This is a genomic window from Paenibacillus sp. MER 99-2 (genome assembly GCF_023714095.1).
In the GTDB taxonomy this organism is placed as follows: domain Bacteria; phylum Bacillota; class Bacilli; order Paenibacillales; family Paenibacillaceae; genus Paenibacillus.
The window spans coordinates 18,258-35,256 of the sequence record NZ_JAMAUZ010000008.1 but is presented as its reverse complement, the minus strand read 5'-3'; the positions used below and the strand labels follow the sequence as shown (position 1 = coordinate 35,256).

Sequence of the window (16,999 nt, the reverse complement as noted above, 5' to 3'; positions counted from 1 at the left end):
GAACGAAGTGAGGTGTTTCTTTTATTATGTACGGCAAAATACATAGTGCTTGTTTGTACGGAATCGATGGGGTTTTGATTGAAGTCGAAACCGATTTATCGAATGGCTTGCCTCAGACAGCCATCATTGGACTGCCAGATTCGGCCATTCGTGAGGCTGTGGAGCGTGTACGGGCAGCGATTAAAAACTGCGGATTCCAGTACCCGCTACAGCGAATTACGATTAATCTAGCTCCTGCTGATTTACGAAAAGAAGGTTCTTCCTTTGATCTGGCTATTGCCGTGGGTTTGCTTGTTACCAGTGGGCAACTCATGCTTCCTCCACAAGAACGCACGCTTATCCTTGGAGAGCTTGCTCTGGATGGCACGGTGCGTTCGGTACCAGGTATCCTCGCTATGGTTGATCTCGCTAAAAGAGGAGGCTTCACTTCTGTCTTGCTACCACAGGACAATTTGGCTGAAGCTGCTTTAATTCGAGGCATTCACGTATATGGCATTCGTCATTTGCAAGATGTTATACCGCAAAGCGAATCTGGTGTAGGTAACGCTGTAGAAACAAAAGCAAATAATCAGCCACTCATTTTGAAAAATTACAACCATTTGTTAACATCGAAGGATGCAATAGAAGTGATCGGTTCGGATAAAGGAGGACAACAGGAAGACTCTTCTGCAGAGGACTATAACGATGTATTAGGACAGCATCATGTGAAACGGGCACTGATGATCGCTGCAGCGGGCATGCATAATATAATGCTTGTTGGGCCACCAGGAACAGGCAAAACCATGTTAATTAAAAGGCTACCCACCATCCTCCCTCCTCTTTCCGAAGAGGAAGCTCTTGAGGTAACCAAAATTTTAAGCGCGGCAGGTAAATTAAAGGAAATCTCGCAAGGGCTCGTTAGCCAAAGGCCTTTCCGCTCTCCACATCATACTATCTCAACTTCAGGATTGATCGGAGGCGGCAGTATTCCAAAACCTGGTGAAGTAAGTCTGGCACATCGCGGCATTTTGTTTTTGGATGAGCTGCCCGAATTCCAACGTCAAGTGCTCGAGGTATTGCGTCAGCCTTTGGAGGATCAGACGGTGACGATCAGCCGCGCTAGAGCTGTATTCACGTTCCCCGCACAGTTTATGCTCGCCTGTTCGATGAACCCGTGTCCTTGTGGATACTTGTCAGCACAAACAGATGACCTGAGTTGTATCTGCAGTCCTTCCCGCGTTGCAGCATATCGTGCCAAAATATCAGGTCCCTTGCTTGATCGAATCGATCTTCAAGTCGAAGTTCCACCTCCGGGGGAATGGCGTAAGGCTGCGCCTTCGCTTAGCTCCAATGAGATGCAAGCCAAGGTCATGCATGCCCATCAGCTTCAAGCCAAACGTTACACAAATACTCGTGTGCATTGGAATAGCCAGCTCTCTGGAGCATTGCTACGCCGCATGATCGTTCTACCTCAAGAGGCAGAGCAATTGCTGCAAAATACACTACAGGCCATGAACCTAAGCATGCGAGCACATGATCGAATCATGAAGATGGCACAGACGATAGCTGACCTTGAAAATGAAGGTAAAGTGGTTACTGCCCATGTGGCTGAAGCCATTCAATATCGTCAATTGGATCTTAAAATCTTTTAAAAGAAAAGCCGTAACCTGCATTGTTATAGGAGCCTTCAACTTAAGCATAACAAATAGCCCCCACTTACGCTTGCTAATCGATTGAATTACATACGTTATGACCAAAACCCAAGATAACAAACCGTCCTTAGGGTCATCGTTTCGGCCATAAACGGATAAATTCAACCTATATAGCATCCCTCATGCATAAGGGAGTTTAGCGTAAATTGGGGCGATTTGTGTCGTTTCACCCTTCACCAAACGTCGACAAAATAGTTACAACTTTACATAACCTACGTTATGAAAATAGATTATTCAAACAGAGTCAGCTTGTCTTTGGCTGCTGTACGCTCTTTAGCTGAAGGAATAACATCCGGATATCCCATATAGATCATGCCAATAATCTTTTCGCCCGCTTCGATGCCGAGCGGTTTACGGAATTTGGGGGCATATAGAAATGGCTTCGTTACCCAGAATGTCCCAATCTCTTCACTCCAGGCTGCAAGCAAAAAGTTCTGCACGAGTGCGCTAACCGCAGCAAAATCCTCATCCCAAATGTTTTGGCGTGGATCCTCTTCCAGTACAACCAGCATAATCGCAGGCACCTGCTTAATATTCGCTGAGAATTTATTATCCTCTCCCATCTCAGCATCAATAGCTTGAGCTAGCTTTTTGCGGCCATCCCCAGTGAACAGAAGGAACCGCCAAGGTTCGCGCAGTTTGTGATTAGGAGCCCATACAGCTGCATCTAATAATTCAATAATTTTGTCTGCAGGAACCGCGTCTTTTTTGAACTTTTTGACCGTCCGACGATTTTGAATTGCTTCAATGACCGCGTTTCCTGTCTGAATTGATTTGCTCATAACATAACCTCCTAGGCTTTCTTGTTTAAATTATGGTGTAACAGCTTGTAAGCCAAGCATATGATTTGATATAAAACTGCCAACATATGAAGTTGCTTCTTTATTATACATCGTTCTGTTCGCCAGATTCAAAAAAGCTGACCGCTATGGATCTCCTCATCTTCTATCTCCTATTATCATAAAAAAAGATGCTCTCAATCCTGCCCCCTCGAAAGGAATACAGAGATTAAAAGCATCGATCTACTCACACCTATTTAACTGGCAACGTTCCTACGGTTTCTAGTAAGAGACACTTAGTACGAGCCAGCTCCTTCAAAGATACCATTTACAAAGTCCATTTTATTCATTTTCTCCGCATTCCCTGCCACATCCGTGCTGTAGTATTCCACCAACTTCACGTCATTTGCATAAAATTTAACAGGACCATTATAGGTCATCCATTCTGCGCCATTGTAACGATATTGTGTTATTTTTACGCCTGATCCGTTAGCTTCATCCGTGGCTTGCAGTCTAAACGTAAACCCAACAATATAAAGCTTTCCATTAATCGTTTCCGTTAATGGCACCAGTCGATACTTGGTTACTGGAGGCTGAATATCTTGGTTGACGCGTAATACAAAATCGACGGTATTATGATCTCCCGGAGTTAAATTTGCTAATTTGCTATGTTTGGGGTAACCAGCTGCTTCCGCAACGATTGTAATTGAACCTGTTGGAATCCGTTTAAGTAAATAATAGCCTTGAACATCGGTTGTAGCTCGTTCCGTGTACCCACTAACTTTGACTCCTGCTACCGGATTCCCACTAGCATCAACAATCTGTCCTCTGACATGAGCAGCATTCTCCAGTACAACATCAATACGTAACGTTTGACCTGCATCAATGCCTAGACGGTCTTGTAGATAAGGGAGATGATCCTGACTATCGATCCAGATGGCAATGTTGGGGTTATAATCGTAATCGATACCCGTAACTGTATACCTTCCGTTTGCATCCGTCTGTATTACACGATCTGTTATACTTGTCACTTTAATTGCGGCACCAGGAATCGGTTGACCCGCTGGATCTGTTACCGTGCCCACAATGGTAGAGGGCTCATATAGGCTTACATTGATGTTCACTTCATCCCCAGGACTTAACGTATAATTTTGATATTGCCTATAGGACGCATAGGTAATGAAGCCTTCTGCTTCAACGTACAATGTTAGGTCTGTATAATCTTCAACGACTGCTTCAAAGCGATAGTTTCCGTTTTCATCAGCGACCAGACTGTGTTTGGTCGTATCCCCCCGATAATAAAGCTCATAATCCACTTTGGCATGAGGGACACTGTAGCCTTCTCGATCCGTTATTTTCCCATAAATAATGGCTGGTGGTTGGGCATTATTTTCTTGTGCGGCGGAGAGTGCCCCTTCCTGCTCCAATGCGTAGGAGGTTCCAGCGTATACAATACTAAGTAAGATCGAAAAGAAGCACAGCATGAACGATCGAGAGATCCATTTAGAGTGCCTACTCATGAACATTGTTTTCACCTCATTAGTCTATTTATGGTTCTTGTCAGCAAGTCGGTATCAGCTTGTGAGTAATTCAAGTTTCCAAAACTCTCCATCCCATACATAATGCCAGATTCCCCCACCACCACTCAGAGTATGCTGTACCTCCAACACATCCACTTTGGGTGTTTGCCAACAACGCTTAACTTGGGTGTTAGTTCCAGTTGTTTCTTTTTCCATCTTCCTCTCCTCCTACCTTTAGTTGTTCTATTCTGTTATTTCCCACGGTATATGATACAATTTGTATCATTCAAAAACAATATGGAATTTACTGCACACAACTAAAGCCTAACGTATAACTCAATCATGCTAGATGTTGTAAGTGGATCAAGACAAATTTGGAGCATTATGGAACTAAGTTTCAACCCTATTGATTGGATCCGATAGATTTTGAAGCAATAGAAAAATCATAGAAGATCAAAAATTGCCTATCAACCAAAAAAAACTTCACTACCACGACTGTGTTCGTGGTAATAAAGTCCGTTTTCAACCTAATTTATTTGAGTGTATTAAAAAAATCCGAGAGAAGTAAATTTTGCCGAATATTTAAGCATCCGGTCAGAAGTTTTTCGCACGCATATTACTGAGGTGTTTCAAGAGAACATAACACTGCAGGCGTGAGAAGCCGGTGAATGATGCCTTTAAGTGAGATTTATTAGCGCCCTAGAACGCATTTACGATATGTTCTATAGAAACCATCTCGCCTGTCTCATCCTGCATCACTGCAATAACATCAAAGCGGATTTGCCGATTAAGCTCTCCAGACCTTTGCATATACACCGCCGCCGTTGAACGAACCTGCTGCACCTTACGGAAATCAACCGATTCCTGTGGTGTACCATATCGCCCTGCCCCGCTCCTGCTTCGGACTTCAACAAAAATGACGAGTCCTTCAAACGTGGCAACAATATCGATCTCCCCACTACGGCAACGCCAGTTTTGAGCTACAATCTCGTAATCATGCTCTTGTAGCCACCGACAAGCCGCTTGCTCCCCTAATTTTCCTTTTTGCTGACGTGTAAGCTTAGGGGAGGACTTATGTTCTGGTTTATGATCTACCAATCGTTTTACTCCTCCCGTCCAGAAGCCAACCGATCAGCTCGATAAATGTAGGTTAATACCTCTGCTACTAACTGATATAACTCCGCCGGTATCTGTTCATCTAGATCCAGCTTGGAGAGCACCTCTACCAGAGCCGCATCTTCTTGAACAGGCACACCATTTTCCTTGGCTTTGTCCAGAATGGCTTCTGCCACTTTGCCACGACCTTTGGCCACGACAACAGGTGCTTCCGTTTCCCCTGGTACATATTTTAAGGCAACAGCCTTTTTGGAAAGCAGATCCGGCTGCGGCTCATCTTTCATATTTTAAAGTCCACCCCTTTGTACCGTTCAGGGCTATAATCCGACGCATTGATTTTACGTTCTGCACCAGGTTCCTGGCCTACCGGCCAAGGTTCTGTCTTAAAGGTAAGCAGTTGGTAGCCTAGCTTGTCGAGAGCCGTATGAATGACTTCACGCCCACTTTCGAGTAGCGGCCCCATGCCTTCCCGATCATTAAGCACACGCAGACTGACAATATTATTGACGACATGCACATCCACCAACGTTGGTCCCAGACTCTTCATGTCCAAGTCAAACCACAACCGGCAGTTGGATGCATCCAGTTCGCCGCGCTGGCCTCTGCGAGATTGAATCTGGACTGAAGCGGTCTCTTCTCCATCAGGACCCGTAATTGGAATAAACCAATGCATCTGGGCAAAGGTAGAGCTTCGATCGGTTGTCAGCAATAACTGCTGCCCCGTTAAATATTGCACAGCCTGCCCGGCGGCATCTTTGAGTGCCGCCGGGGCATTGTCGCTGCTGGCTAACTGCAGCAGCAAGCCCTTCAGCGTGTCCGTGGTTCCCGGACTCGCCACGTCGCCCACGCGCGCTTGCGCAGCTGCGCCGTGCACTGCCTGCTGCTCGTGCTCCGCACCGAGCAGCTTCAACACACGCCCCACCCACGGGTCTCCCCCGTGGGTGACGGGCGCTGCCGCAGCACCTGCAGGAGCTGCGGCAGTTCCACCAGCCGGCGGCGCATCAGCGCCGGCTGGAACCTGCTGCGCCGCGCCTCCGGCAGCCGCAGCGGCTTGGCCGCCCTGCGATGCAGGGGCGGCCTGGGCTGCCGCACCCGGCTGTGCCGGTGCGGCAGTGGATGCGCTGCGCAGCGCATCCAGCAGCGCCAGCAGCTTAGGCGCAAGCTCCGCTGCGCTTGCTGCTGCTGGCGCCGCCTGCGCGGCTGCGGGCGTTGCACTCGCAGCCGCAGGCGTAGCCTCAGCGCTGCCGGCAGTTCGCCCGGCAGCGCCTGCTTCAGGCTGTCCCGCGATTGCGCGGCCAGCCTGAAGATCTGCCGCCCCTGGTGTACCCGGGCGGCTCTGACCCACAGAGCCCGCTTCTGCACCGCGCGGGCTCTCTCCAGGTATTCCGGTTCCCGCCGGAATACCTGTTCCTTGCTTGCCAGCCGTCTCCACTTGGCTGGCCCCCGCCTTCGCGCCAGCAGCCTCCGTAGCGTTACCGGTGCCTGCTGCTGGCGGTTGCCCAGTCGCCTTTGATGGAGCTCCCGCTTCTTCTGCTGCACCATCAGTCATAACAGGGGTCCCCCCAACTGCTACGGTTGCCTGTCCTGCTCCATTCGTTGCTGCCAAAGGACGCCCTGCACTAGCAGGCAATGCAGCATCGTCTGCTTGCAGACTTCCCGTCACGGGCATTGCTACCGCTTGGTTGATCCCTGTCTTCGCCGCACCAGCTTGTTCTCCTATGGTTGCGGCCGACTTGCCTGCCTGTTGCGTGAGAAAGGATTCCAGCTGATCTGCAAGTCCATTCAACAATTGATGCAAGGGTGGACCAAACACTGCCTGATGCAACCCTTTAACAGTCTCGGCTGTAATGGGAAGCCCCCGCTGGAAAGCAATTCCCGTCGATTGCACCCATTCCTCCACCGGAACCTGTGCTGGCTTAGCTGTCATCATATTTTGAATCATAGCGACATTGTCCTTGGTCAGAGGTAACCCACTGCGTTGCATCGCCAGTAACAATTCACGATTACCTTTTGTATCTGACAAACCCACTTCCTGAAGCAGGTTGTTCAACGAAGCTTGAGGCAGTTCTGATAGCGCATTAGCCATTGGTTTCATCACAGTGATGCCATTCTCTCCCTGAGGCTGGACTTGAAGCAAGGTAGTTTCCCCAGGCCGCAGAGGCGTTTCAAGCTTGGCTCTCACCTGTACTCCCTGTATTTGCAGAACGGCCTCTCCGCCATCATCTGACACACTAAGAACAGATCCACGTACCACCTGACCTTCTTTTAATTCAAGAGGTTTGGCTTCACCTGGTTTGTTGTCCCCGAGTAGCCCTCGAATCATTGAGCTGATATTCACGACTTTCCCTCCTCTCGTCTAATCTATATAAATTAAAATAACGTTTGTTGCTCCCCTAACAGATTTCCTAGGAAACTACGGCGATGCATAGGTGAAGCTCCCAAAGCCATGATCTGTTCCCGATGAAATTTGGTGGCGTAGCCTTTATGTATCGACAGACCGTAATCCGGATATAACGTCTCCCACTCTTCCTTACACAGTCGATCTCGGGTTACCTTCGCAATAATGGATGCTGCAGCAATGGACTGACTATTCGCATCTCCTTTAATGATCGACATCTGCGGTATAGTCACATCGACCTTTTCCGCGTCTACGAAGAGATAGTCAGGTCGAACCCCAAGCCCTTCCACTGCCCGCTTCATCGCCAGACGAGTCGCTTGTTTAATATTAAGATGGTCAATCTCTTTTGAGTCGGCAAAACCAATACCGACGGATATCGCCTTCTCCATGATGAGTTCAAACAACATATCGCGTTTTTTCTCCGATAGCTTTTTCGAATCATTCACACCTTCCAGAATCATATCCCGAGGCAAGATTACCGCTGCCGCGACCACATCTCCAAACAAACATCCCCGACCGACTTCATCAATGCCAGCAATATGTTCGAATCCACTCTCCCAATACTCTCGTTCATATCTCAGCAGATCTTGTGGTTCAGTAACCACTTTTTCTTTTCTCTTCTTCGGTTTATCCAGGGCTTCTAGCTGAATAATTTCGTATTCTTTATCGTTATGAGTCATCTTGCCTTCATCTCCTCTGCCCATGCTTGCAATAACATTTTCTTCAGATTGATTACATATATATAAATTGGCATTTCAATTGAAATATTAGGGTTAATGAACCATACATGTTCACCAACAACATTTTATTAATAGAAAACTTGTTACATATTAATTACTATAGAAAAAGAAATAGATTTATTATTTTTATCGGCATTTGTTTATTTAAATTGAAGATATTTTGCATCCGTCCTTGTCCATTTACTTCACCATTCATCATACCATGATTCGTTTTGTCCTCATATATATATGACGCAATCTGAGCAATGCAAGTTCTCACTCAAAATCTTCCAAATCATGTCCTTTGTAAAAACCTGTAGGCAAAATCATCCCGTAAATCTCGCTTTTTTTAATTTAGCTCATACCTCCGCTAACTATCATTTTGGCTCCCCCTATCTAATGCAACAGGCTTAGTTCATTAGATATCTTGCCTTATATACAAAAAAGCAGCCGCTCCCGGTAATCCGGTAACGGCCGCTTCTTTCGGCTCTTGTTCCATATAAGAAGACGGAGTATACAATTCATCTTCCTATAATATATTGATTTAATATGGAGCTTCCATTGAGAAGCGTCCCATTTTGCCAGCACGCAGTTCACGCAAAAAGGCTCTGGATGCCTTTTCGAGGTCAACACGCCCTCCGCTTACAATACAACCACGAATGCGTCCAACCTTTTCCATAATCGCAATGACACTGTCCGAATCATCTGCATCCTTGGAAAAATCCTCAAGTCCGTAACGCTCCTCAAGAGCATCCCAGTAATAACGCATTAAGTAACTAATCGCAAAAAAGGCAATATCCTCGGCATTCAGAATTTCTTCTTTGATGGCACCCGTTACCGCAAGGCGATAACCTACATTCTGATCTTCGAACTTCGGCCATAGAATACCAGGGGTATCCAGCAGTTCCATCTCTTTGCCTACCTTAATCCACTGTTGTCCCTTCGTCACACCCGGGCGATCCCCTGTCAGTGCAATGCTTCGTCCTGCCAGTCGATTAATCAGCGTTGATTTACCCACGTTTGGAATACCTACAATCAATCCACGAACCGCACGAGGGTTAACCCCTTTAGCTAGCTGGCGATCAATTTTTTCTTTTAGAAGAAGCTTCGCCTGTGCAGGAATGTCTTTTACATTCGTGCCTGTTGAAGCATCTACAGGAAAAGCGGTAATGCCCTCTTTTTTGAAATAGTCAATCCATTCTTGCGTCACTTTAGCATCTGCCAAATCAGACTTATTCAACAGAATCATACGGGGTTTCCCCTGCAATATCTCGTCAATCATCGGATTACGGCTGGAGACAGGCAGACGGGCATCCAACAGTTCGATGACCACGTCAATGAGCTTCAACTTATCCTGAATCTGGCGTCTGGCTCGGGTCATATGACCTGGAAACCATTGTATCGTCACCTTGTCCTCACCTCATTATCGTTCTAATCTAAGGCAGCTTACTTGTCTCCTATAGGCAATGCCTTCTTGTTCATTATCAATCCTATTACATAGTCTGCTCATAAGGCCTGCATCACTATTAATGGTTAATCCATTTTATCTTACCGACCGGCCAGAATATTACATCGGCACGACCGATGATATCCTCTAGAGATACATATCCAATCATACGGCTATCTGTACTGTTAGGACGATTATCTCCCATTACAAACACATGTCCTGGTGGCACTTTACCATCCGGGAATTGATCATTCGGGAAATCCTTCACGTTATACGTCCCGCCATTTGCTTCCGCGGCATCAATCGCACCTTGAATATAAGTCTCATTGACTTTTTGACCATTGACCGTTACCGTATCATCATTTACCTCAACCGTGTCACCTTCAACTGCAATAACACGTTTAATGAAATCGCGACCTTCGGAAGGTACGTGGAAGACAATAACCTCACCACGCTTCGGCTCTCGAATGTCGTATAATATTTCATTAACAATCACTCGTTCACCCGTCTCAAAATTCGGTTGCATCGACGGTCCGTCTACGACAAATGGTTTGAACAACAACCACCGAATCAAAATAACGAGCACTAATGCGATAACAATGGCTTTAAGCCACTCGAGAATTTCATTTTTAGCTTTTTTGGATCGACTGTCTTTTTCATCGACAGCATTGCCTTGGTTTGGTTGAACTTCATGTTCCATCACTGATCTTCCTCTCTTCACGGTACATGTTTATAGCAGCTTGCAAATCCAGATTTTGCATCTAGCTCGAAACAGATACAAAATAATCTCATCAGTTATGTAATCTATACGCCAGCATTTTGCATAATTCGATTCCATTTACTTGGGGAAACGGTAATCAGACAGGCAGATACACCTGTGTAAACCAATGTAAAGACAAACGAATCATTTTTATAACTCACTAAAAATGTAATCTTTGGTAATTATAAGTCGTACATTGGATTTATGCAAAATGCTCACACAAGAACTCCGCACATTCAAACCACAATTAAATGACATCAATAACTGATTAATCCTAACCTCCCGGACTAACTCTTACGTGTGCCGCCATACCATTTTACTCGGAAGTGTACCTCCGGTTCAACTTTTCCCAGACAAAAACGAAAAGGGCTTGTCTCCAAGCCCTCCCCGGTATCCGTTATATTAACGAATTTCTTTAATTCTCGCTGCTTTACCGCGTAGTTCACGAAGATAATAAAGCTTCGCACGACGCACTTTACCACGGCGAGCCACTTCGATTCTATCGATTTTAGGGGAATGAAGCGGGAAAGCTCTTTCCACACCTACACCGTAAGAAATTTTACGAACTGTAAAAGTCTCACTGATTCCACCACCACGGCGTTTAATCACAACACCTTCGAACAATTGGATACGCTCACGAGTTCCCTCGATTACCTTAACGTGCACTTTCAAAGTGTCACCAGGACGAAAACTCGGAATATCTTTGCGAAGTTGTTCTTGTGTAATCGCTTGAACGATATTCATCTATGACTCCCTCCTTCCGTACAGGCGTTCATACTTCTTCCAGAGATCACCTTGTCTCCTTCATTATCCATAGAGGACCGCCGTATTCCACACAACAGACTTATTGTATCATGTAGCATGTCAAAACACAAGATAATTGTAACAAGTTATTTGTGTTCTGAAGATGAATGGATAAACTATTCCCAAGTGTATAATCAGGTATCCCATCAATCGCTTTAATTTGATCATCCTATAGAAAAATGACCCTCGTAATAAACGTCTCATCCTTATATCCTAACTATTTCTGAATGACAACGAATAATAGTACGCATAGAACCGTAATCATAACTTTTTGGCGACTTTTCATGATTCTCATGATCTCCCTTATTACAGCTCTACAATTAGACATAGTCTCATGATTAGATTGCTTAGCAATCAGATTCGCGGAACAAAGTCAACCTTCAACCGGCTAAGATACTGTAACTTCCGCGGAGCCATGTTCGTCTATGATATATAAGGTTACTTATGCCCATAAATAATAACGATATTTTTACAAGGAGAACCACGTTCGTATGAAATGGAAAAAATGTTTGCTCGTTACTCTAGCTGTACTGACCTGTCTGACTACAGTGTATGTCTATGCCGTTAATCATCCTTCCAATGCCTTAGCGCACAAAGCCTGCACATCATGGGATATGGTGAAACGTGAAGCGTTCTCATTATCTCACTCCGAATATAACAGCATACCTGCTCTTGATACCACTACATTTCAGGTGGAGCCAGGTACTGCGTCGGAAGTCCCTGTATTGATGTATCATTACATAGAACCTCATATGGACGCTCAGAAGAAACAAAACAAATCTATGATTAGTCTGCAAGATTTTGAAAAAAACATGAAATATTTGCATGACGAAGGTTACCATACGATCACACTTGAAGAGTTGGAGGACTACGTTAATGGACGAATTTCATTACCTTCCAAATCGATCGTAATCACCTTTGATGATGGTTACCAGAACAACTACACACTTGCCTATCCTGTTCTCAAGAAGTATGATTTCCACGCTTCCATTTTTGTGATCGGCAGTAAAATTCAGGATCAGCCTTCTGTATTTGACTCAAGCAAAGATACGTTTTTATCTAAACCAGAGATAGAAGCGGGTTCAGATGTATTTGAGTATAACAGTCACACCTACAACCTTCATCATAAAGGTTTCATACGATGTGGTCAGCTCGTTCCCGCTGGTCTGGATACTAGCCTCCTCAATGATGATATTCAGCAGATGAAGCAGACAGGCATTGACACACCTTATATTGCTTATCCTTTTGGATATACAAGCACACAGATGATCTACTACTTGCAGCAAAATGGCTACCGCATGGCCTTTACCGTTGTTCAGGGGATGGTGAAGCCCGGTGCCGACTTAATGAGGCTTCCACGTCTTACCGTGACTACTGGTACGGATCTCTCCACATTGCTGCAATCGAGTTCAAGTCGAGATGCTGGATCTGGATCGGTCACTGAGACAAACGAGACAAACTAAGCTCATCCATTCGGCGCATGTCTTTACACACAAAAAAGCCTAGCTATACCGCCCAAACAGGGCTGTAGCTAGGCCTTACGTCTTTATCCGTTAATATACAAAGTTAAGCCCTATTCATTAATCAGTATACGCTTATGTTACCTATAACAGCTTATACGATCACTACATCTGTACTTTAATATATCTAAAGTCAGTATGAAGGCTCTTTTTCTACTCTGATTTCTCTTTTTTCAAACGAAGCTCTTCTAACCAGATCCGTTCTTTATCCGTCAACTCCGCACTTTCCAGCATATCAGGTCTGCGCTCTAATGTACGTAGCAGAGACTGCTCCCGGCGCCATGCATCGATATTCAGATGATGACCTGATAACAGCACGTCTGGTACCTTCATATCTCGAAACTCTGGTGGACGTGTATAATGCGGATACTCCAGTAGGCCTGTACTGAACGAGTCGGTCACTGCGCTCGTTTCATTGCCGAGTACACCTGGAATCAAACGCACCACACTATCAATAGCAACCATAGCCGGTAACTCTCCACCCGTTAACACATAATCGCCAATGGACAATTCGTCTGTAACGAGAAATTCACGAATACGCTCATCATAACCTTCATAATGTCCACATATAAAAATAAGATGCTCCTCTTGCACAAGCTCTTCCGCCTTCTGCTGTGTGAACGTCTCTCCTTGTGGACACATTAGAATAATACGTGGCGCCTTCATCGTAGGTACAGCAGCCTCTTCACGTTGATCAAGGATATCCTCCACAGCCGCAAAGATCGGATCCGGTTTTAACACCATACCGCCTCCGCCCCCATATGGCGTATCATCTACTGTGTTATGCTTATTGGTCGCATAATTACGGAAATTAACTGCATTGAGAGATACAAGTCCTTTGGTCTGAGCTTTACCAAGAATACTTGTCCCGAATACACCATCGAACATTTCCGGGAACAAAGTTAATACATCTACTTTCATGCTACAGCAGCCCTTCCATAAGGTGAATCTTAACCAGCTTCTCCTTCACATCAACATGAAGCACGACATCGTCAATTACCGGAATTAAAACTTCTTTGCCTGCTGGTGTTTTGACCACCCATACATCATTGGCACCAGGCGTTAGAATTTCGGAGATCGTTCCGAGTGTCTCATCCTCTTCCGTAATAACAGTACATCCCACAATCTGATGGAAGTAGTATTCATTCTCTTCGAGTTCAGCCAAATCTTCTTTGGATACTTTAGCCATCCCGCCTTTGAACTTTTCCACTTCGTTAATGTTTCCATACTCTTTCAAACGAACGATGTACATATTTTTATGCAAACGTGCAGATTCTACATGCACCAAGATCGGATGATTATCCGCTGTAAAGAAATATAGCTCTGCATTTTTAGCGAACCGTACTTCCGGGAAATCCGTCAACGGCATAATTCTCAATTCTCCACGAATGCCATGAGTGTTCACGATTTTACCTACATTCATAAATTCTGCCATACAATCCTCCTACGAAATTCAATCAAAATAAATAGGTACTTCGACTCTCGAATGGCCGTTCCAGCGACGGTTCGTTCTTCCGATCACTGTTATCCCCTCATTTTTTGAACTATTATAAAAAGGTGAAAATGTGGTGATAAAGGTGAACGCTAACGCTTCTCCAGAATCGATTCCGTCTCCTACACTGCTCCCGATGTCACTCATACCAAAAAATATTTTTATTTAATATCCAATAAACATTAAGTTCAGCATGCACGAAAAGGGGCTAGGACATGCATCCTAACCCCCTTTCGTATATCTTTAAGATATGATATCTACGGTAACCCGTTTATCCATCTTAACTGCTGCTGATGTGACGACTGTACGGAGAGACTTTGCGATACGTCCCTGTTTACCAATGACCTTCCCAACATCGTCAGGATGCACGGTTAACTCATACACGACAAGCCGGTCTTTCTCAACCGTCCGAACCGTCACATCTTCCGGATGATCGACCAAAGCCTTAGCAATTACACTTACTAATTCTTCCATAGATGACCCTCCGAATCAGCACCTTATTTAGATAGTTTAGACTCGTGGAACTTCTTCATCACGCCCGCTTTGCTAAGCAAGTTGCGGACAGTGTCAGATGCTTGCGCACCATTTTGAAGCCATTGCAATGCTTTATCTTCATCGATCTTAACAACAGCCGGTTGTTCAACCGGGTTGTAGTAACCGATCTCCTCGATAAAACGACCGTCACGTGGGGAACGGGAATCCGATACCACTACGCGGTAGAAAGGAGCTTTGTGAGCACCCATACGTTTCAGACGAATACGAACTGCCATTTGAAAATTCACCTCCTTCAATGAAATCAGATTATTGCTTTAGTGCAGGTAACATCAACGGAAAGGAAACTTCATTCCTTTTCCTAATCCTTTGAGTTGCTTCATTGCTTTATTTTTGCCGCCTTTAGGTCCCATCATATCCGAGAACTGTTTCATCATGCGGCGCATTTCATCAAACTGCTTGATCAATCGGTTAACTTCAGCTAGAGATGTTCCGCTCCCCGTTGCAATCCGTTTCCGGCGACTATGATTAATCATATCCGGGTTACGTTTCTCTTCTGTTGTCATCGAGTACACAATCGCCTCGATTCGACCCATCTGCTTGTCATCAACCTTCAGATCCTTGGCTTGTTTCATCTTGCCCATGCCAGGAATCATATCCATGATCTGATCGATTGGTCCAAGCTTTTTCACTTGATCCATCTGCTCAAGGAAATCCTCAAACGTAAATTCAGCATTACGCATCTTACGTTCCATTTCCTTGGCTTTCTCTGTATCAATGTTCGACTGAGCTTTCTCAATTAGAGAGAGCATGTCGCCCATACCGAGAATCCGTGAAGCCATCCGTTCCGGATGGAAAGGCTCAAGTGCGTCCAGCTTCTCACCAAGAGAAGCAAACTTGATTGGGCAACCCGTAACGGCTTTGACAGAAAGTGCCGCACCACCCCGGGTATCTCCGTCCAGTTTGGTCAGTACAACACCGGTTAGATCAAGCTGCTTGTTAAAGTGTTCTGCCACATTAACAGCATCTTGTCCTGTCATACTATCTACAACAAGCAGAACCTCATCCGGGTTAACTACACTATGGATCTGACGAAGTTCTTCCATCAGTTCTTCATCTACGTGCAAACGACCTGCGGTATCGATGATAACATAATCATTGCCGTTATCCTTTGCATGTTGCAATCCCTGACGTGCAATCTCTACGGGGCTTGTCTGATCTCCCAGTGTGAATACAGGCGCTTTGATCTGTTCACCAAGCACTTGCAACTGCTTAATCGCTGCAGGACGATAAATATCTCCCGCCACAAGCAATGGTCTGCTATTTTGCTTTTGCAGCATCTTAGCGAGTTTACCGGATGTTGTCGTTTTACCTGCACCCTGTAAACCAACCATCATCAGAACTGTTGGAGGCTTATTCGCTTTAGCCAGCTTTGACTGACTTCCACCCATCAAGTCCGTGAGTTCCTTGTTTACGATGTCGATAATCACCATTCCTGGTGTGAAGCTATCCATCACTTCTTTACCGACAGCCTTTTCTTTCACCTTGGCGATGAATTCCTTGACCACTTTGAAGTTTACATCCGCTTCAAGCAATGCCAGACGCACCTCGCGCATCGCTTCGGCAACATCTTCATCAGACACCTTGCCTTTGCCGCGCAGTTTACTGAACACATTCTGCAATCGGGTCGTTAATCCTTCAAATGCCATGATCCCACCTCCTTAAGCTGTAATACTGTTTGTAAGATCGTTACGTTTCGCTCAGCGTTCAAAATCGTTCTATTCTCTAAGCTGCTGAACAATATCGTTTATTGGTTTGTTGTTATCAATGGAGACACCGATGTCTTCCAATGCAATTTGCAAATCTTCAAGATTACGATTGCGACGCTCATGCTTTTCTAACAAGCCAAGCTTGCTTTCGTAATTTTCAAGCACTTGTTCGGCACGCTTGATATGCTCGTATACCGCCTGGCGGCTGATCTCGAACTCGGATGCAATTTCACCGAGCGAGAAATCATCATGAAAGTAATACTTTAAAAAGGTCTGTTGCTTCTCTGTCAGTAAACGTTCATAAAAAGCAAACAGCAAGTTAATCCGGTTTGTCTTCTCAAGCCGATTTTCTTGACTCATATCGGGGACTCCCTTCGTCAAGGAAAAACACTTTACACTCTTGCAACGTTCCTAATAATACCGAAAACAAATCAGGATGTCAAGCAAAAATACTTGTCACAATATAATTGCTTTATTTAAGGCAACAAACCG

The 16,999-nt window shown here is 45.2% G+C and carries 18 protein-coding genes; 2 read left to right on the top strand and 16 right to left on the bottom strand.

Annotated features, from left to right (window positions below):
- Window positions 1-26 precede the first annotated feature (26 nt).
- On the top strand, window positions 27-1,631 hold the full coding sequence (locus tag M3636_RS23855; RefSeq protein WP_251384260.1) for a YifB family Mg chelatase-like AAA ATPase: 1,605 nt from the start codon (window positions 27-29) through the stop codon (window positions 1,629-1,631).
- Between the two features lie 290 nt (window positions 1,632-1,921).
- Here M3636_RS23855 and M3636_RS23850 read toward each other — a convergent pair whose 3' ends face one another.
- From M3636_RS23850 to rplS, 10 genes are all read right to left on the bottom strand, one after another.
- On the bottom strand, window positions 1,922-2,473 hold the full coding sequence (locus tag M3636_RS23850; protein ID WP_251384259.1) for a nitroreductase family protein: 552 nt from the start codon (window positions 2,471-2,473) through the stop codon (window positions 1,922-1,924).
- 293 nt (window positions 2,474-2,766) lie between these two features.
- A complete protein-coding gene (locus tag M3636_RS23845) occupies window positions 2,767-3,990 on the bottom strand; it encodes a carboxypeptidase-like regulatory domain-containing protein (protein ID WP_251384258.1) in 1,224 nt (407 codons plus the stop codon).
- A 54-nt stretch (window positions 3,991-4,044) separates the two neighbouring features.
- The gene (locus tag M3636_RS23840) at window positions 4,045-4,206 is read right to left on the bottom strand and encodes a hypothetical protein (protein ID WP_251384257.1); all 162 of its coding nucleotides are present in this window, start codon (window positions 4,204-4,206) and stop codon (window positions 4,045-4,047) included.
- A gap of 483 nt (window positions 4,207-4,689) precedes the next feature.
- A complete protein-coding gene (locus tag M3636_RS23835; RefSeq protein WP_251384256.1) occupies window positions 4,690-5,088 on the bottom strand; it encodes a YraN family protein in 399 nt (132 codons plus the stop codon).
- Between the two features lie 5 nt (window positions 5,089-5,093).
- A complete protein-coding gene (locus M3636_RS23830; RefSeq protein WP_251384255.1) occupies window positions 5,094-5,390 on the bottom strand; it encodes an EscU/YscU/HrcU family type III secretion system export apparatus switch protein in 297 nt (98 codons plus the stop codon).
- Complete coding sequence (locus tag M3636_RS23825) at window positions 5,387-7,444, bottom strand: DNA ligase (protein WP_251384254.1); 2,058 nt, start codon at window positions 7,442-7,444, stop codon at window positions 5,387-5,389. Before M3636_RS23825 ends, M3636_RS23830 begins: the two co-directional genes overlap by 4 nt.
- 32 nt (window positions 7,445-7,476) lie before the next feature.
- Window positions 7,477-8,184, bottom strand: a complete 708-nt coding sequence (locus M3636_RS23820; RefSeq protein ID WP_251384253.1) for a ribonuclease HII — start codon at window positions 8,182-8,184, stop codon at window positions 7,477-7,479.
- A gap of 583 nt (window positions 8,185-8,767) precedes the next feature.
- Window positions 8,768-9,631 carry a ribosome biogenesis GTPase YlqF gene (ylqF, locus tag M3636_RS23815; protein ID WP_128101382.1) on the bottom strand — a complete coding sequence of 288 codons (864 nt, stop codon included), beginning with the start codon at window positions 9,629-9,631 and terminating at the stop codon, window positions 8,768-8,770.
- Window positions 9,632-9,749: 118 nt separating this feature from the next.
- The gene (gene lepB, locus M3636_RS23810) at window positions 9,750-10,370 is read right to left on the bottom strand and encodes a signal peptidase I (protein ID WP_145408854.1); all 621 of its coding nucleotides are present in this window, start codon (window positions 10,368-10,370) and stop codon (window positions 9,750-9,752) included.
- Between the two features lie 462 nt (window positions 10,371-10,832).
- A complete protein-coding gene (rplS, locus tag M3636_RS23805; RefSeq protein WP_024630190.1) occupies window positions 10,833-11,174 on the bottom strand; it encodes a 50S ribosomal protein L19 in 342 nt (113 codons plus the stop codon).
- A gap of 551 nt (window positions 11,175-11,725) precedes the next feature.
- Between rplS and M3636_RS23800 the strand changes: the two genes are divergently transcribed.
- Window positions 11,726-12,697: a polysaccharide deacetylase family protein gene (locus M3636_RS23800; protein ID WP_251384252.1), complete on the top strand. Its 972-nt coding sequence runs from the start codon at window positions 11,726-11,728 to the stop codon at window positions 12,695-12,697.
- A gap of 210 nt (window positions 12,698-12,907) precedes the next feature.
- On the opposite strand, the gene trmD is transcribed toward M3636_RS23800, so the two are convergent.
- The 6 genes from trmD to ylxM form a co-directional block, all read right to left on the bottom strand.
- Window positions 12,908-13,675 (bottom strand): tRNA (guanosine(37)-N1)-methyltransferase TrmD, encoded by a 768-nt coding sequence (trmD, locus tag M3636_RS23795; RefSeq protein WP_251384251.1) that lies wholly within the window; start codon window positions 13,673-13,675, stop codon window positions 12,908-12,910.
- 1 nt (window position 13,676) lies between these two features.
- Window positions 13,677-14,189, bottom strand: a complete 513-nt coding sequence (gene rimM / locus M3636_RS23790; RefSeq protein WP_128101378.1) for a ribosome maturation factor RimM — start codon at window positions 14,187-14,189, stop codon at window positions 13,677-13,679.
- 300 nt (window positions 14,190-14,489) lie between these two features.
- On the bottom strand, window positions 14,490-14,720 hold the full coding sequence (locus M3636_RS23785; protein ID WP_056700529.1) for a KH domain-containing protein: 231 nt from the start codon (window positions 14,718-14,720) through the stop codon (window positions 14,490-14,492).
- A 23-nt stretch (window positions 14,721-14,743) separates the two neighbouring features.
- On the bottom strand, window positions 14,744-15,016 hold the full coding sequence (rpsP, locus tag M3636_RS23780; RefSeq protein ID WP_056700527.1) for a 30S ribosomal protein S16: 273 nt from the start codon (window positions 15,014-15,016) through the stop codon (window positions 14,744-14,746).
- A 54-nt stretch (window positions 15,017-15,070) separates the two neighbouring features.
- Window positions 15,071-16,447 carry a signal recognition particle protein gene (gene ffh / locus M3636_RS23775; protein ID WP_128101377.1) on the bottom strand — a complete coding sequence of 459 codons (1,377 nt, stop codon included), beginning with the start codon at window positions 16,445-16,447 and terminating at the stop codon, window positions 15,071-15,073.
- A gap of 69 nt (window positions 16,448-16,516) precedes the next feature.
- Entirely contained in the window at window positions 16,517-16,867 is a 351-nt protein-coding gene (gene ylxM / locus M3636_RS23770; RefSeq protein WP_251384250.1) for a YlxM family DNA-binding protein, read from the bottom strand.
- Window positions 16,868-16,999 lie beyond the last annotated feature (132 nt).

Coding starts and splice junctions, on each gene's coding strand:
- rimM (WP_128101378.1), bottom strand. CDS start 14,189: ATGGCAGAATTTATGAATGTAGGTAAAATCGTGAACACTCATGGCATT.
- rplS (WP_024630190.1), bottom strand. CDS start 11,174: ATGAATATCGTTCAAGCGATTACACAAGAACAACTTCGCAAAGATATT.
- ffh (WP_128101377.1), bottom strand. CDS start 16,447: ATGGCATTTGAAGGATTAACGACCCGATTGCAGAATGTGTTCAGTAAA.
- M3636_RS23830 (WP_251384255.1), bottom strand. CDS start 5,390: ATGAAAGATGAGCCGCAGCCGGATCTGCTTTCCAAAAAGGCTGTTGCC.
- M3636_RS23820 (WP_251384253.1), bottom strand. CDS start 8,184: ATGACTCATAACGATAAAGAATACGAAATTATTCAGCTAGAAGCCCTG.
- rpsP (WP_056700527.1), bottom strand. CDS start 15,016: ATGGCAGTTCGTATTCGTCTGAAACGTATGGGTGCTCACAAAGCTCCT.
- M3636_RS23855 (WP_251384260.1), top strand. CDS start 27: ATGTACGGCAAAATACATAGTGCTTGTTTGTACGGAATCGATGGGGTT.
- trmD (WP_251384251.1), bottom strand. CDS start 13,675: ATGAAAGTAGATGTATTAACTTTGTTCCCGGAAATGTTCGATGGTGTA.
- lepB (WP_145408854.1), bottom strand. CDS start 10,370: ATGGAACATGAAGTTCAACCAAACCAAGGCAATGCTGTCGATGAAAAA.
- ylxM (WP_251384250.1), bottom strand. CDS start 16,867: ATGAGTCAAGAAAATCGGCTTGAGAAGACAAACCGGATTAACTTGCTG.
- M3636_RS23800 (WP_251384252.1), top strand. CDS start 11,726: ATGAAATGGAAAAAATGTTTGCTCGTTACTCTAGCTGTACTGACCTGT.
- M3636_RS23840 (WP_251384257.1), bottom strand. CDS start 4,206: ATGGAAAAAGAAACAACTGGAACTAACACCCAAGTTAAGCGTTGTTGG.
- M3636_RS23785 (WP_056700529.1), bottom strand. CDS start 14,720: ATGGAAGAATTAGTAAGTGTAATTGCTAAGGCTTTGGTCGATCATCCG.
- M3636_RS23850 (WP_251384259.1), bottom strand. CDS start 2,473: ATGAGCAAATCAATTCAGACAGGAAACGCGGTCATTGAAGCAATTCAA.
- M3636_RS23845 (WP_251384258.1), bottom strand. CDS start 3,990: ATGAGTAGGCACTCTAAATGGATCTCTCGATCGTTCATGCTGTGCTTC.